14 protein-coding genes and 1 pseudogene are annotated in these 14137 nt (G+C 61.4%); 14 read left to right on the plus strand and 1 reads right to left on the minus strand.

Going from position 1 to position 14137, the window contains the following annotated elements; genetic code table 11:
- The first annotated feature begins 100 nt into the window (after nucleotides 1–100).
- From AC3WMV_RS22655 to fliJ, 8 genes are all read left to right on the plus strand, one after another.
- The gene (locus AC3WMV_RS22655; protein ID WP_167797091.1) at nucleotides 101–1294 is read left to right on the plus strand and encodes a sensor histidine kinase; all 1194 of its coding nucleotides are present in this window, start codon (nucleotides 101–103) and stop codon (nucleotides 1292–1294) included.
- 5 nt (nucleotides 1295–1299) lie between these two features.
- Entirely contained in the window at nucleotides 1300–2691 is a 1392-nt protein-coding gene (locus AC3WMV_RS22660) for a sigma-54-dependent transcriptional regulator (protein WP_103368113.1), read from the plus strand.
- Nucleotides 2692–2943: 252 nt separating this feature from the next.
- Entirely contained in the window at nucleotides 2944–3273 is a 330-nt protein-coding gene (gene fliE / locus AC3WMV_RS22665) for a flagellar hook-basal body complex protein FliE (RefSeq protein ID WP_003222869.1), read from the plus strand.
- A gap of 15 nt (nucleotides 3274–3288) precedes the next feature.
- Nucleotides 3289–5076 carry a flagellar basal-body MS-ring/collar protein FliF gene (gene fliF / locus AC3WMV_RS22670; RefSeq protein ID WP_027614236.1) on the plus strand — a complete coding sequence of 596 codons (1788 nt, stop codon included), beginning with the start codon at nucleotides 3289–3291 and terminating at the stop codon, nucleotides 5074–5076.
- Nucleotides 5069–6088 carry a flagellar motor switch protein FliG gene (fliG, locus tag AC3WMV_RS22675; RefSeq protein ID WP_007920042.1) on the plus strand — a complete coding sequence of 340 codons (1020 nt, stop codon included), beginning with the start codon at nucleotides 5069–5071 and terminating at the stop codon, nucleotides 6086–6088. The genes fliF and fliG overlap by 8 nt, the downstream gene beginning before the upstream one ends.
- Nucleotides 6089–6092: 4 nt before the next feature.
- Nucleotides 6093–6899 (plus strand): flagellar assembly protein FliH, encoded by an 807-nt coding sequence (gene fliH / locus AC3WMV_RS22680; RefSeq protein ID WP_103368112.1) that lies wholly within the window; start codon nucleotides 6093–6095, stop codon nucleotides 6897–6899.
- A complete protein-coding gene (gene fliI, locus AC3WMV_RS22685; protein WP_007966241.1) occupies nucleotides 6889–8247 on the plus strand; it encodes a flagellar protein export ATPase FliI in 1359 nt (452 codons plus the stop codon). Before fliH ends, fliI begins: the two co-directional genes overlap by 11 nt.
- Before the next feature lie 6 nt (nucleotides 8248–8253).
- On the plus strand, nucleotides 8254–8703 hold the full coding sequence (fliJ, locus tag AC3WMV_RS22690) for a flagellar export protein FliJ (RefSeq protein WP_095139370.1): 450 nt from the start codon (nucleotides 8254–8256) through the stop codon (nucleotides 8701–8703).
- 35 nt (nucleotides 8704–8738) lie between these two features.
- Here fliJ and AC3WMV_RS22695 read toward each other — a convergent pair whose 3' ends face one another.
- The gene (locus AC3WMV_RS22695) at nucleotides 8739–9083 is read right to left on the minus strand and encodes a hypothetical protein (RefSeq protein ID WP_103368111.1); all 345 of its coding nucleotides are present in this window, start codon (nucleotides 9081–9083) and stop codon (nucleotides 8739–8741) included.
- A 136-nt stretch (nucleotides 9084–9219) separates the two neighbouring features.
- Between AC3WMV_RS22695 and AC3WMV_RS22700 the strand changes: the two are divergent.
- From AC3WMV_RS22700 to fliL, 6 genes and pseudogenes are all read left to right on the plus strand, one after another.
- Nucleotides 9220–9330, plus strand: a pseudogene (locus AC3WMV_RS22700) (flagellar export protein FliJ); the annotation flags it as partial.
- Between the two features lie 193 nt (nucleotides 9331–9523).
- A complete protein-coding gene (locus AC3WMV_RS22705) occupies nucleotides 9524–9829 on the plus strand; it encodes an STAS domain-containing protein (RefSeq protein ID WP_103368110.1) in 306 nt (101 codons plus the stop codon).
- A 5-nt stretch (nucleotides 9830–9834) separates the two neighbouring features.
- Nucleotides 9835–11532: an ATP-binding SpoIIE family protein phosphatase gene (locus AC3WMV_RS22710; protein WP_103368109.1), complete on the plus strand. Its 1698-nt coding sequence runs from the start codon at nucleotides 9835–9837 to the stop codon at nucleotides 11530–11532.
- Nucleotides 11533–11569: 37 nt separating this feature from the next.
- Entirely contained in the window at nucleotides 11570–11917 is a 348-nt protein-coding gene (locus AC3WMV_RS22715) for an Hpt domain-containing protein (RefSeq protein ID WP_027613911.1), read from the plus strand.
- Nucleotides 11918–12023: 106 nt separating this feature from the next.
- Nucleotides 12024–13418 (plus strand): flagellar hook-length control protein FliK, encoded by a 1395-nt coding sequence (locus AC3WMV_RS22720; protein ID WP_103368108.1) that lies wholly within the window; start codon nucleotides 12024–12026, stop codon nucleotides 13416–13418.
- 215 nt (nucleotides 13419–13633) lie between these two features.
- Nucleotides 13634–14137 carry a flagellar basal body-associated protein FliL gene (fliL, locus tag AC3WMV_RS22725; protein WP_047599975.1) on the plus strand — a complete coding sequence of 168 codons (504 nt, stop codon included), beginning with the start codon at nucleotides 13634–13636 and terminating at the stop codon, nucleotides 14135–14137.

Here is a 14137-nt window from a genome sequence, read left to right on the forward strand (position 1 = left end):
ATAAGCAGTTTTTTTTAGGCACGGGTATTGCTACATCCCTCGCAACGTTCCGTTTAACTGACGGTCAGCCAAGCGAGAGAACACAATGCCCCACGCCCAGATGTCATCTGCCTCCCATGCCGAGGGGCAACCGTCGTCCGTAGAGCAGGCGAGCCGTCAGGGTCTTGAGCACGCGTTCGCGCTGTTCAATCAGATGTCCAGTCAACTGACCGATTCCTACAGCATGCTTGAAGCCCGGGTTACCGAGCTCAAGGGCGAGCTGGCGGTGGTCAGTGCCCAGCGCATGCAGGAGCTGGCCGAAAAAGAACGCTTGGCCAACCGTCTGCAAAACCTCCTCGATCTGTTGCCCGGTGGCGTCATCGTGATCGACGGCCACGGCATGGTGCGCGAAGCCAACCCGGCGGCGATCGATTTGTTGGGGCTGCCGCTGGAAGGCGAGTTGTGGCGCCACGTCATCGCCCGTTGCTTCGCCCCGCGTGAAGACGACGGTCATGAAATTTCTCTGAAAAACGGTCGACGCCTGTCGATTGCCACCCGCTCGCTGGATGCCGAGCCGGGGCAGTTGGTGCTGCTCAACGACCTGACAGAAACCCGCCACCTTCAAGATCAACTGGCGCGCCACGAGCGCCTGTCGTCGCTGGGACGGATGGTCGCCTCGCTGGCCCATCAGATCCGCACGCCGTTGTCCGCTGCGTTGCTCTACGCCAGTCATTTGACTGAGCAGGAATTGCCCGTCGCCACCCAGCAGCGCTTCGCCGGCCGCCTCAAGGAGCGCCTGCATGAGCTGGAGCATCAGGTGCGCGACATGCTGGTGTTCGCCCGTGGCGAGCTGCCACTGACCGACCGCATCACCCCGAATACTCTGATGCAGGCGCTGCAAGCGGCGGCGCTGACCCATGTGCAGGATCTGCCAATCCGCTGGCAGTGCGACAGCCATGCCGGCGAACTGCTGTGCAACCGCGACACCCTGGTCGGGGCGATTCTCAATCTGATCGAAAACGCGATTCAGGCCAGCGATGGCAACGTGCGCCTGAAGGTGCACTGCTACACCCGCGACAACAGCCTGCGCCTGTGCGTCAGCGACAGCGGCAGCGGCATCGAGCCGCTGGTGCTGGAGCGTCTCGGCGAGCCATTTTTTACTACCAAAGTCACCGGCACCGGGCTTGGCCTGACCGTGGTCAAGGCTGTGGCGCGGGCACATCAGGGAGAATTGCAGCTGCGCTCGCGAGTCGGGCGCGGCACGTGCGCGCAGGTGATCCTGCCGCTGTTTTCCGCTGTACACGGAGCTGAGTAAACGTCATGGGCATCAAGGTTTTGCTGGTCGAGGATGACCGCTCGTTGCGCGAAGCGCTGGCCGATACGCTGTTGCTGGCGGGCCACGACTACCATGCAGTCGGCAGCGCCGAAGAGGCGTTGCAGGCGGTCGAGCGCGAAGCGTTCAGTCTGGTGGTCAGCGACGTCAACATGCCCGGCATGGATGGCCATCAACTGCTCGGTTTGCTGCGTGCCCGGCAGCCGCAATTGCCGGTGTTGCTGATGACTGCGCACGGCGCGGTCGAGCGTGCGGTGGATGCGATGCGTCAGGGCGCGGCGGATTACCTGGTCAAGCCATTTGAACCCAAGGCGTTGCTGGATCTGGTGTCGCGGCATGCTCTGGGCTGCATCAGTGTGACGGAGAGTGAAGGTCCGGTGGCGGTCGAGCCGGCCAGTGCGCAGTTGCTCGAACTGGCGGCGCGGGTGGCACGCAGTGATTCCACGGTGCTGATCTCCGGCGAGTCCGGCACCGGCAAGGAAGTGTTGGCGCGTTACATCCACCAGCATTCCCATCGTGCCAATCAGCCGTTCATCGCGATCAACTGCGCGGCGATTCCTGACAACATGCTTGAAGCCACGCTGTTTGGTCACGAGAAAGGCTCGTTCACCGGCGCCATTGCGGCTCAGGCCGGCAAATTCGAGCAGGCCGATGGCGGCACCATTCTGCTCGACGAAATTTCCGAAATGCCCTTGGGCCTGCAAGCCAAGTTGCTGCGGGTGCTGCAGGAGCGTGAAGTCGAGCGTGTCGGTGCGCGCAAGCCGATCACCCTGGACATTCGCGTGGTCGCCACCACCAACCGTGATCTGGCCGGCGAAGTGGCGGCGGGGCGTTTCCGTGAAGACCTTTTTTACCGTCTGTCGGTTTTTCCCCTGGCCTGGCGTCCACTTCGCGAGCGCACTGCCGATATCCTGCCGCTGGCCGAGCGGTTGCTGAACAAACACGTCAATAAAATGAAGCATGCGGCGGCGAAACTTTCGCCGGAAGCCCAGGCTTGCCTGACCGGTTACCCATGGCCGGGCAATGTGCGTGAGCTGGATAACGCGATTCAACGGGCGCTGATTCTGCAGCAGGGTGGTTTGATCCAGCCGCAGGATTTTTGTCTGACGGGCGCGGTGACGTTCAGCGCAGCGCCGGTCGTTGCGCCGCTGCAGCCGTTGGTACGCGAGATCGAAGTCGAGGCCGAATCCGCCGGGGCGCTGGGCGATGACCTGCGGCGCCGGGAGTTTCAGATGATCATCGACACCCTGCGCACCGAGCGTGGCCGGCGCAAGGAGGCTGCGGAAAAGCTCGGTATCAGCCCGCGTACCCTGCGTTACAAACTGGCGCAGATGCGTGATGCCGGGATGGACGTCGAAGGTTATCTGTTCGCCACCTGAAAGTTGACGCGAATAACGGTGGGAGGGGGCTTGCTCCCGAAGAGGTCAGGTCTGTCACATCATTGTTGAATGACACGCCGCCTTCGGGAGCAAGCCCCCTCCCACAGTTGTTTTGCGGTGATCCCGACATAGCGCACAGACCACAACGGCATTTATGAAACAAGACCAGCCGAGCTGGCACCCTTGTTGCTAACACCTGTGTACCCGCCGAGTGAGTGTCAAAAAATTGCGGGCCGCCCAAGAGAGTAGACCATGAGCCAAGGTATTGAATTCAATCGGTTGATGATGGACATGAAGGCCATGAAAATGGACGCCATGGCCACGCCGAAATCGACTGCCGCCGTCCCTGAACTGGCAGGCAGCAGCTTTTCCGACATGCTCGGTCAGGCCATCAACAAAGTCAGCGATACCCAACAGGCGTCGACTCAGTTGGCCAACGCATTTGAAATCGGCAAGAGCGGCGTCGATCTGACGGACGTGATGATCGCCTCGCAGAAAGCCAGCGTGTCGTTCCAGGCTCTGACCCAGGTGCGCAACAAACTGGTTCAGGCTTATCAAGACATCATGCAGATGCCGGTTTAAGGACGAGATTGAGTCATGGCAGAAGCAGTCGCCGATAACGTTCCGGCCAAGGCCACCCCGATAGACGGCAAACCGCCGCTGTTCGGCCTGTCCTTCCTGGAAAACCTCTCCGAGATGACCATGCTGCGTCAGGTGGGCCTGTTGGTCGGCCTGGCTGCGAGCGTGGCGATTGGCTTTGCCGTGGTGCTGTGGTCGCAGCAGCCGGATTACCGTCCGTTGTACGGCAGCCTTGCCGGCATGGACGCCAAGCAGGTCATGGACACCCTGGCCTCCGCCGACATCCCTTACACCGTCGAGCCGAACTCCGGCGCCTTGCTGGTCAAGGCTGACGACCTGTCCCGTGCGCGGATGAAACTCGCGGCCGCTGGTGTCACTCCCAGCGACGGCAACATCGGTTTCGAAATCCTCGACAAGGAACAGGGTCTGGGCACCAGCCAGTTCATGGAAGCGACGCGTTACCGTCGCGGCCTCGAGGGCGAACTGGCGCGCACCATCTCCAGCCTGAACAACGTCAAGGGCGCCCGCGTGCACCTGGCGATTCCGAAAAGTTCGGTGTTCGTGCGTGATGAACGCAAGCCAAGCGCTTCGGTATTGGTCGAGCTGTACTCCGGGCGTTCGCTGGAGCCGGGTCAGGTGGTGGCGATCATCAACCTGGTGGCGACCTCCGTGCCTGAATTGAGCAAATCGCAGATCACCGTCGTCGATCAGAAGGGCAACCTGCTCTCCGATCAGGCGGAAAACTCCGAAATGACCATGGCCGGCAAGCAGTTCGATTACAGCCGCCGCATGGAAAGCATGCTCACTCAGCGCGTGCACAACATTCTGCAACCGGTACTGGGCAACGATCGCTACAAGGCTGAAGTCTCGGCCGACATCGATTTCAGTGCCGTCGAATCGACCGCCGAGCAGTTCAACCCGGACCAACCGGCGTTGCGCAGCGAGCAGTCGGTCAACGAACAACGCACCGCCAGCAATGGCCCGCAAGGTGTACCGGGTGCCCTGAGCAACCAGCCGCCGGCGCCGGCCTCGGCCCCGCAAACCACCGGTGGTGCGCAAGGCTCTACCGGGATGATTCAGCCAGGTCAGCCACTGGTCGATGCCAACGGTCAGCAGATCATGGACCCGGCCACTGGCCAGCCGATGCTCGCGCCGTACCCGGCGGACAAGCGTCAACAATCCACCAAGAACTTCGAGCTCGACCGTTCCATCAGCCACACCAAACAGCAGCAGGGTCGCCTGAATCGTCTGTCGGTGTCGGTGGTGGTCGACGATCAGGTCAAGGTCAATGCGGCCAACGGCGAAACCACCCGCGCGCCGTGGAGCGCCGATGAGCTGGCGCGCTTCACCCGTCTGGTGCAGGACGCGGTCGGTTTCGACGCCAGCCGTGGCGACAGCGTCAGCGTGATCAACATGCCGTTCTCCGCCGAACGCGGTGAAGTGGTTGCCGATATTCCGTTCTACTCCCAGCCATGGTTCTGGGACATCGTCAAACAAGTGCTGGGTGTGTTGTTCATCCTGGTGCTGGTGTTTGGTGTGCTGCGTCCGGTGTTGAACAACATCACCGGCGGCGGCAAAGGCAAGGAGCTGGCCGGTCTGGGCAGCGACGTGGAACTCGGTGGCATGGGCGGCCTGGACGGCGACCTGGCCAACGACCGCGTGAGCCTCGGTGGTCCGCAGAGCATTCTGTTGCCGAGCCCGAGTGAGGGTTACGACGCACAACTGAATGCAATCAAGAGCTTGGTGGCCGAGGATCCGGGTCGCGTGGCTCAGGTCGTGAAAGAGTGGATTAACGCAGATGAGTGATAACCGAGCCGCAACCGTCAAACTGAACAAGGTCGACAAAGCCGCGATTCTGCTGCTGTCCCTGGGTTCCACCGATGCCGCGCAAGTGCTGCGCCACATGGGCCCGAAAGAGGTTCAGCGGGTCGGTGTGGCCATGGCCCAGATGGGCAACGTCCATCGCGAGCAGGTCGAGCAGGTCATGAGCGAGTTCGTCGACATCGTCGGCGACCAGACCAGCCTCGGCGTCGGCTCCGACGACTACGTGCGCAAAATGCTTACCCAGGCGCTGGGTGAAGACAAGGCCAACGGCCTGATCGACCGCATCCTGCTCGGTGGCAACACCAGCGGCCTCGACAGCCTGAAATGGATGGAGCCGCGCGCGGTTGCCGACGTGATCCGTTACGAACACCCGCAGATCCAGGCGATCGTGGTGGCGTACCTCGATCCGGATCAGGCCGGTGAAGTACTGGGCAACTTTGACCACAAGGTGCGTCTGGACATCATCCTGCGCGTCTCGTCGTTGAATACCGTGCAACCGGCGGCGCTGAAAGAGCTGAACCAGATTCTCGAGAAGCAGTTCTCCGGCAACTCGAATGCCTCGCGCACCACCCTGGGTGGCATCAAGCGTGCGGCGGACATCATGAACTTCCTCGACAGCTCGATCGAAGGTCAGCTCATGGACTCGATCCGCGAAGTCGACGAAGACCTGTCCGGTCAGATCGAAGACCTCATGTTCGTGTTCAACAACCTCGCCGACGTCGACGACCGCGGCATCCAGGCGCTGTTGCGCGAAGTGTCCTCCGACGTGCTGGTGCTGGCCCTCAAGGGTTCGGACGAAGGCGTCAAAGAAAAGATCTTCAAGAACATGTCCAAGCGTGCGGCCGAACTGTTGCGCGACGACCTCGAGGCCAAAGGCCCAGTGCGCGTCAGCGACGTGGAAACCGCGCAGAAAGAAATCCTCACCATTGCCCGTCGCATGGCCGAAGCCGGCGAAATCGTGCTCGGTGGCAAGGGCGGCGAGGAAATGATCTAAGCCCATGGACAAGCATGACGAGTCAGTGACGGATCTGATCCGCGCCCGCGATGTCCGTGGTTTCGAATCCTGGGCACTGCCCAGCTTCGATCCGCCGAAACCGGAACCCGAGCCGGAACCGGAGCCCGAACCGCCGGAAATGGAAGAAGTGCCGCTGGAAGAAGTCCAGCCACTGACCCTGGAAGAACTCGAAAGCATCCGTCAGGAGGCTTACAACGAGGGCTTTGGCATCGGCGAGAAGGAAGGTTTTCACAGCGCCACCCTCAAGGTGCGTCAGGAAGCCGAAGTGGCGCTGGCGGCGAAACTCGCCAGCCTCGAGCAACTGATGACCCATCTGTTCGAGCCGATTGCCGAGCAAGACACGCAGATCGAAAAGTCGCTGGTCGACCTCGTGCAACACATCACCAGACAGGTGATCAAGCGCGAATTGGCCATCGATTCCAGCCAGATCGAACACGTCATGCGCGACGCGCTCAAGCTGCTGCCGTTGGGCGTGGACAACGTGCGTCTGTACGTCAATCCGCAGGACTTCGAGCAGGCCAAGGCCTTGCGCGAGCGTCATGAGGAATCCTGGCGCATTGTCGAAGACGACTCGCTGCTGCCGGGCGGGTGCCGGGTTGAAACCGAACACAGCCGCATCGACGCCAGCATCGAGACCCGCGTGACCCAGGTCATGGGCAAGCTGTTTGACCAGTTGCACGAACAGGCTCTGCACCCGGCCGCGCCGGACCTGAGCCTGGACATTCCTGAAGAAAGCCAACTGGCGGCTGCGCCGCAAGAGCCGCTCGCGGACACCCCCGATGCGCCTTGAACGCACCAGTTTCGCCAAGCGCCTCAGCACCTATGCCGACGCCACTGAAATCGCCGGCGCGCCGATTCTCGAAGGCCGCCTGCTGCGTATGGTCGGCCTCACCCTCGAAGCCGAAGGCCTGCGCGCCGCCATGGGCACGCGCTGCCTGGTCATCAATGACGACAGTTATCACCCGTCCCAGGTGGAAGCGGAAGTCATGGGCTTCTCTGGCAGCAAAGTCTTTCTGATGCCGGTCGGCAGCGTCGCCGGCATTGCCCCGGGCGCCCGCGTGGTGCCGCTGGCCGAAACCGGTCGCCTGCCGATGGGCATGAGCATGCTCGGTCGCGTACTCGATGGCGCCGGACGCGCGCTGGACGGCAAGGGCGGGATGAAGGCTGAAGACTGGGTGCCGATGGACGGCCCGACGATCAACCCGCTCAACCGTGACCCGATCCACGAACCACTGGATGTCGGCATTCGTTGCATCAACGGTTTGCTGACGGTCGGGCGTGGTCAGCGTCTGGGTCTGTTCGCCGGTACCGGTGTCGGTAAATCGGTGCTGCTGGGCATGATGACCCGCTTCACCGAGGCCGACATCATCGTCGTCGGCCTGATCGGTGAGCGGGGCCGAGAAGTTAAAGAGTTCATCGAGCACATCCTCGGTGAAGAAGGCCTCAAGCGTTCGGTGGTCGTCGCCTCGCCGGCGGACGATGCACCGCTGATGCGTCTGCGCGCGGCGATGTACTGCACGCGCATCGCCGAGTATTTCCGCGACAAAGGCAAGAACGTCCTGTTGCTGATGGATTCGCTGACCCGTTTCGCTCAGGCCCAGCGGGAAATCGCCCTGGCCATCGGCGAGCCGCCAGCGACCAAGGGTTATCCGCCCTCGGTGTTCGCCAAACTGCCGAAACTGGTGGAGCGCGCCGGTAACGCGGAAAAGGGCGGGGGTTCGATTACTGCGTTCTACACAGTGTTGTCCGAAGGCGATGACCAGCAGGACCCGATAGCCGACTCGGCGCGGGGCGTGCTCGACGGCCACATCGTGTTGTCCCGGCGTCTGGCCGAGGAAGGGCACTACCCGGCCATCGACATCGAAGCGTCGATCAGCCGGGTGATGCCGGCCGTGGTCTCGGCGGAGCACATGCAGCGCGCGCAGTACTTCAAGCAGCTGTGGTCGCGCTATCAGCAGAGCCGCGATCTGATCAGCGTCGGCGCTTACGTCGCCGGTGGCGACCGCGAGACCGATCTGGCGATCTCGCTGCAACCGCAATTGACCCGCTACCAGCGACAGGGCCTGAACGACAAGATCAACATGGGCGAGAGCCAGGCTTACCTCGAAACCCTGTTCGCGCCTGCGGCGGGCGGGTAACCGGCCATGGCCGTGAGCCGAGCTGCGCGTCTGGCACCGGTGGTGGAAATGGCCGAACAGGCCGAGAAAACCGCCGTGCAACGCCTGGGTTACTTTCAGGGTCAGGTCAAAGTCGCTGAAAGCAAACTCGCCGACCTCGACGCCTTTCGTCTGGATTATCAGGAACAGTGGATCGTGCGCGGCAGCGACGGAGTTTCCGGGCAATGGCTGCTGGGTTATCACGGCTTCCTCGCGCAACTGGACACCGCGATCGACCAGCAGCGCCAGAGCCTGGTCTGGCACCAGAACAACCTGATCAAGGCGCGCGATGCCTGGCAGCAGGCATTCGCCAAGGTCGAAGGCTTGCGCAAACTGGTGCAGCGCTACCGCGAAGAGGCGCAACGCCTCGAAGACAAGCGCGAGCAGAAGCTGCTGGATGAATTGTCGCAGCGCCTGCCGCGGCACGATCCGTATTAACGTGCCGCAGCAGTGGTGCTAGAGGATGGTCTGAGTCATTTGTCCAATATTGTGAAACTGAACATTGCGGAGAAACCTAGAAGCTTTGAGTCACTTACTACGGTGTAGAAAGCGAGTATCTGTTTGCCCACAATATCCCAATGATTGGCAGAATCGATATAAGCACCGTATGTCTCATGATCAGCAATGGTTGTATCAGTATGCAATGTGGGATAGACGGCGTCGCACACCAGGTAAAACGTGATTAGTTCGCCTTCTTTACCAGTGTATTTTGCCAGCAAGGCGGATTTACCCTTTAGGTATTCATCATGAGTGATGATGCTTGGTGACGCGGTGTTACGCAGGGACGGTGCTTCGAAAAGTGCATTAGGCGATTTCATGATGCAGTCCTTTGACCTGAGCGCAGCGAAATTGCTGCCGCTTGATTAAGGGCTATTCATATTTTCTCGGTCTACTGTCAGATCTGACAGTGGCGACAAGCGGCAGTCGCGGAGTGGCTGCAGGGCCTCGGTGCTCCTGCGCAAACGGGCGCAGCGCTACCGCGAAGAGGCGCAAGGCCTCGAAGACAAGCGCGAGCAGAAGCTGCTGGATCAGTTGTCGCAGCGCCCCCCGCGATACAACCCTTTTCAAATTGCCCAAAAACTCCCTGTGGGAGCGGGCTTGCTCGCGAAGGCGTCGTGTCAGTCAACACCTCAGTCAACTGACCGATTGCCTTCGCGAGCAAGCCCGCTCCCACATTTGCTTCTGCGCTGAGCCTTGCCCCAACCCTGTCCAGGTGCTAAACCTTGTACACGTTCGTCAATGACAAGGAAGCCAGTCAATGTCAGTCGTTACAGAAGTCTCTCCGGATGGTCAAAAACTGACGATTTCGGTCAAGGGGCGGTTCGATTTTGGGCGCCATCAGGAGTTTCGCGAGTCCTATGAGCGGCTTGACCAGAAACCCGACTCCATCGTGGTTGATCTGAAAGATGCCACCTACCTCGACAGCTCCGCGCTGGGCATGCTGCTCCTGCTGCGCGATCATGCCGGCGGCGACGAGTCGGACGTGCGCGTGATCAACAGCAACTCCGACGTGCGCAAGATTCTCGCCATCTCCAACTTCGACAAACTGTTCGACATCAGTTGACGGCCATGCAGGCGCAAGAGCCGCTGACGATCCTGATCGCCGAAGACAGCGCCGCCGACCGGTTACTGTTGTCGACCATCGTCCGCCGCCAGGGGCACGAAGTGCTGACCGCCGCCAATGGCGCCGAAGCGCTCGAGGTGTTCAAGCGTCAGCCACCGCATCTGGTGCTGATGGACGCGATGATGCCGGTGATGGACGGCTTCGAAGCGGCGCGGCAGATCAAGGCGCTGGCGGGGGAAACCCTGGTGCCGATCATCTTTCTGACTTCGCTGACCGAAAGTGAAGCGCTTGCTCGTTGTCTGGAGGCGGGTGGCGACGACTTTCTGGCGAAGCCTTACAACCAGGTGATCCTCGCCGCCAAAATCAAGGCGATGGATCGCTTGCGCCGTTTGCAGGCCACGGTGCTGCAGCAGCGCGACCTGATCGCCAGACATCACGATTACCTGCTCAATGAACAGCGCGTGGCCAAAGCTGTTTTCGACAAGGTCGCGCATTCCGGTTGCCTGAGCGCGCCGAACATCCGCTACCTGCAATCGCCCTATGCGTTGTTCAACGGCGACCTGCTGCTGGCGGCCTACACCCCGGCCGGCGACATGCATGTGCTGCTCGGTGATTTCACCGGTCACGGATTGCCGGCGGCGGTGGGGGCGATGCCGCTGGCCGAAGTGTTCTACGGCATGACTGCCAAGGGCTACGGCCTGGCCGAAACCCTGCGCGAGATGAACGCCAAGCTCAAGCGCATCCTGCCGGTGGACATGTTCTGCTGCGCGACCATGCTTTGTCTGAGTTTTCAGCGGCGTTCGGTAGAGGTGTGGAACGGCGGCATGCCTGACGGTTATCTGCACCGGATCGCCACCGGCGAACGGGTGCCGCTGGCGGCGCGCCATTTGCCGCTGGGGGTGCTCAGTCCGCAAGCGTTTGATGATCGCACCGAAGTACAGGCCATGGCCGTGGGTGACCGGGTGTTCCTGCTTTCGGACGGGGTGATCGATACCACTGACGCCGACGATCGCTTGTTCGGTGTCGAGCGTTTGCAGCAGCTGTTCGCCGCCAATCGTGAGCCGGACAACCTGTTCGCCGAGATCGAGCAGGCCTTGCACGCCTTTCGCGGCGAGCCCCGCGACGATGTGAGCATGGTCGAGATCAGCTTGCTTGAAGCGGCGCATGTCGTGCCGTCGGCGCCGGTGTATTCCGACAGCGGCCAGTCGAGCCCGCTGGACTGGTCGGTAAGCTTCGAGTTTCGCGGGGCGACGCTCAAACGCTTCAATCCTTTGCCGTATCTGCTGCAGTTGTTGCAGGAAGTGCACGGTTTGCGCACCCAGGGCGGGGCGATCTACAGCGTGCTCGCCGAGCTGTACTCCAACGCGCTGGAGCACGGTGTTCTTGGTCTGGATTCCAGCCTGAAGCGTGATGCCAGTGGCTTCGCTCGTTACTATGAACAGCGCAACGAGCGGCTCGAAGCCCTGCAGGACGGTTACGTGCGCGTGCATCTGCAGGTCAAGCCGCAAGGTGCCGGTGGTTGTCTGGTGATCCGCGTCGAGGACAGCGGCAAGGGTTTTGACGTGGCGCGGGTGATGGAGCGGCCGCTGGACGGTGTCCGTCTGTCGGGGCGCGGGGTCAGCCTGATCCGGCAGTTGGGGCATAACGCCAGTTGGTCGGACGAAGGTCGCAGTGCTTGCGTGGAGTTTTTCTGGGAGGGTTGAGGCATAATTCGCCGATTCTTGATCAAGGAGTGAACAAGTGACTGACACACATATTGATCGCGAGGCGCTGAGCGTACTGCGCGAAGTCATGGAGGAGGGTTATCCGGAGCTTCTGGATACCTTTCTGGCCGATTCCGAAAGTCGCTTGGCTGAGCTGCAGAACACGGCGGATGCCAAGGCTTTGTCTGAAGTTGCCCACAGCTTCAAGGGCAGCGCCAGCAACATGGGAGCTGTCCGGTTGGCGGCGCTCTGCCAGGAGCTGGAATCGGAAGCCAAAAATAAAAGCCCCTCGGATATTGCCAGGCTGGTGGCTGACATCAGTGGCGAGTTCGCCGATGTCCGCCCGATCTACGAAGACGAACGCCAGCACGCCCTGACCCATTGAACCCTGCCGTCCGGCGCTTTTCGCAAGCGCCGGACAAATCTGGCCCGACACTTGCAATATTCCTCGTCAACTGTACCTACGATCCCAGTGCAGCGGAGACCGTGTCATGCCTGCGACCCCCAATGTTCTTCTTCAATCTGCCGCCCAGGCCAAGGCGCAAGCCGCCGCCGCGAAAACGCCGGTCATGGCCGCAGACACCGGGGACAAGGCCTCAAGCTTCGCTCAGGTGTTCGCCGATCAAGGCCCGAAAAAGACTCTTGCGAACTCTGACAGTTCGTTGAAACCGGCGCGCGACAAGGTTGCCGACAACAGCGACAAGAAAGATTTCGCCAAGGATAAGTCTGCCGCCACGCAACAGACTGTTGCCGATAGCGGCAATGCCTTGCCAGCCGACAAGACCGCGTCGACCACCACCGATGATCAGGCCGCCACTGACAAGGCCGCCGCCGATGCGGCCGCTGACAGCGCGCAGATGCCAGTGGCCGACACCACCCCGGTGGATCCGGCGCTGGATCCGGCACTGGCGCAAACCGTGCAGCCGCTGGTGACCACGCCGGTGGTGGCAGCGCCAGTCGCTGCAACACCGGAACCGGCCAAAACCGAAACGCCGGTCGTGGCCGCCACCTTGGCGCCAGCCGTGGTCAAAGATCCGGCGGCATCAACCGATAGCGCGTTCGACCCGGCGGCCGATCCACTCGACTCGTTGCCGGCGCTGCGTATGGCGATGGAGCAGGGCGGGCACATTTCCGCCAGCAGCCAGGCCCAACCCAAAGCTACACCGGCCCAGGCTCAGGCCGACGGTGAATTGACTGCGGCGCAGAACTTCGCTGCCGGCATGGCGAGCATGCTCGACGTGCAGGCCGACAAGGACAGCACCAGTCAGAATGGTGAAAAGGCCTTCAGCGGCCTGATCGACGATGGCCTGAAAGATCTGAAGGCTGCTACCAGCGACACCCGTGTCGATGATTTCGCCAACCGTCTGGCGGCGCTGACTCAGGCGGCCACTCCGAAAACCGCGAACGCGGTGCCGGTGAATCAACCGATCGCCATGCATCAGAGCGGCTGGACCGAAGAAATCGTCAACCGCGTCATGTACCTGTCCAGCGCCAACCTGAAGGCGGCGGATATTCAATTGCAGCCGGCGGAACTGGGGCGTCTGGATATTCGGGTCAACATGGTGCCGGATCAGCAGACCCAGGTGACCTTCATGAGCGCGCACCCAAGTGTGCGCGAAGCGCTCGACGGTCAGATGCATCGCTTGCGTGACATGTTCACCCAGCAGGGCATGGGCCAGGTCGACGTCAATGTCTCCGACCAGAGCCGTGGCTGGCAGGGTCAGCAGGGTCAGGAACAGGCGCAGCAGGGCCAGAGTGGTCGCACCAGTGCTGCGGGTGGTCGACTGGATTCGGCGGAAGAGGAGCTGACGCCGGCGGCCGTGGCGGAAGCTGCTGCGCAAACCACCAGCGTGATCGGCAGCAGCGCCGTCGACTATTACGCCTGATACAACGCTGTATCCCCCTGTGGGAGCGGGCTTGCTCGCGAAAGCGGTATGACAGCCAACATAACTGTTGAATGTTAAACCGCTTTCGCGAGCAAGCCCGCTCCCACATTTGTTTTGTGGTGCTCTCCAGATCAATCCTCCGACACTTCTGGCATAACACTTGCTCTTGCCTTGCCGTGCGACTGTGAAAACCCGATTAGTGACGGATTATTGGCATGGCGAAGAGCGAAGCAGCAGCTGTAAAAGACCCCGCGACCAAAGGCAAACTCAAGATGATCATCCTGATCGTGGTGGCTTTGCTGCTGGCGATCGGTGTGTCCGTGGGCGCGACCTGGTACTTCATGCACAGCGCTCAGAGCAAGCCTGCCGCAGCGGCCGAGGCTGCGCCGGTCGGCAAGCAACCGGCGATCTTCGAGCCGATGGCGCCGGCGTTTGTCGCCAACTACAACCAGAACGGCCGTCAGCGCTACATGCAGGTGAGCATCACCATGCTGGCGCGTAACCAGGCCGATCTGGAAGCGCTCAAAGTGCACATGCCGGTGATCCGCAACAACCTGGTGATGCTCTTCTCCGGTCAGGATTTCGCCACGCTGGCGACCCCGGTCGGCCAGGAGATGTTGCGCCAGAAGGCTACCGCCAGCGTCCAGGAAGTGGCGCAGAAAGAGCTGGGCAAAGTGGTGATCGAACAGTTGCTTTTCACTAATTTCGTACTGCAGTAG

It is taken from the genome of Pseudomonas sp. FW305-3-2-15-E-TSA4, assembly GCF_058787295.1.

What these genes read in the sequence shown, in the direction of transcription:
- fliG (WP_007920042.1), top strand. Translation starts at nt 5,069, where the DNA reads ATGAGTGATAACCGAGCCGCAACCGTCAAACTGAACAAGGTCGACAAA.
- fliH (WP_103368112.1), top strand. Translation starts at nt 6,093, where the DNA reads ATGGACAAGCATGACGAGTCAGTGACGGATCTGATCCGCGCCCGCGAT.
- fliJ (WP_095139370.1), top strand. Translation starts at nt 8,254, where the DNA reads ATGGCCGTGAGCCGAGCTGCGCGTCTGGCACCGGTGGTGGAAATGGCC.
- fliE (WP_003222869.1), top strand. Translation starts at nt 2,944, where the DNA reads ATGAGCCAAGGTATTGAATTCAATCGGTTGATGATGGACATGAAGGCC.
- AC3WMV_RS22710 (WP_103368109.1), top strand. Translation starts at nt 9,835, where the DNA reads ATGCAGGCGCAAGAGCCGCTGACGATCCTGATCGCCGAAGACAGCGCC.
- AC3WMV_RS22660 (WP_103368113.1), top strand. Translation starts at nt 1,300, where the DNA reads ATGGGCATCAAGGTTTTGCTGGTCGAGGATGACCGCTCGTTGCGCGAA.
- fliI (WP_007966241.1), top strand. Translation starts at nt 6,889, where the DNA reads ATGCGCCTTGAACGCACCAGTTTCGCCAAGCGCCTCAGCACCTATGCC.
- fliF (WP_027614236.1), top strand. Translation starts at nt 3,289, where the DNA reads ATGGCAGAAGCAGTCGCCGATAACGTTCCGGCCAAGGCCACCCCGATA.
- AC3WMV_RS22695 (WP_103368111.1), bottom strand. Translation starts at nt 9,083, where the DNA reads ATGAAATCGCCTAATGCACTTTTCGAAGCACCGTCCCTGCGTAACACC.
- AC3WMV_RS22720 (WP_103368108.1), top strand. Translation starts at nt 12,024, where the DNA reads ATGCCTGCGACCCCCAATGTTCTTCTTCAATCTGCCGCCCAGGCCAAG.
- AC3WMV_RS22705 (WP_103368110.1), top strand. Translation starts at nt 9,524, where the DNA reads ATGTCAGTCGTTACAGAAGTCTCTCCGGATGGTCAAAAACTGACGATT.
- AC3WMV_RS22655 (WP_167797091.1), top strand. Translation starts at nt 101, where the DNA reads ATGTCATCTGCCTCCCATGCCGAGGGGCAACCGTCGTCCGTAGAGCAG.
- fliL (WP_047599975.1), top strand. Translation starts at nt 13,634, where the DNA reads ATGGCGAAGAGCGAAGCAGCAGCTGTAAAAGACCCCGCGACCAAAGGC.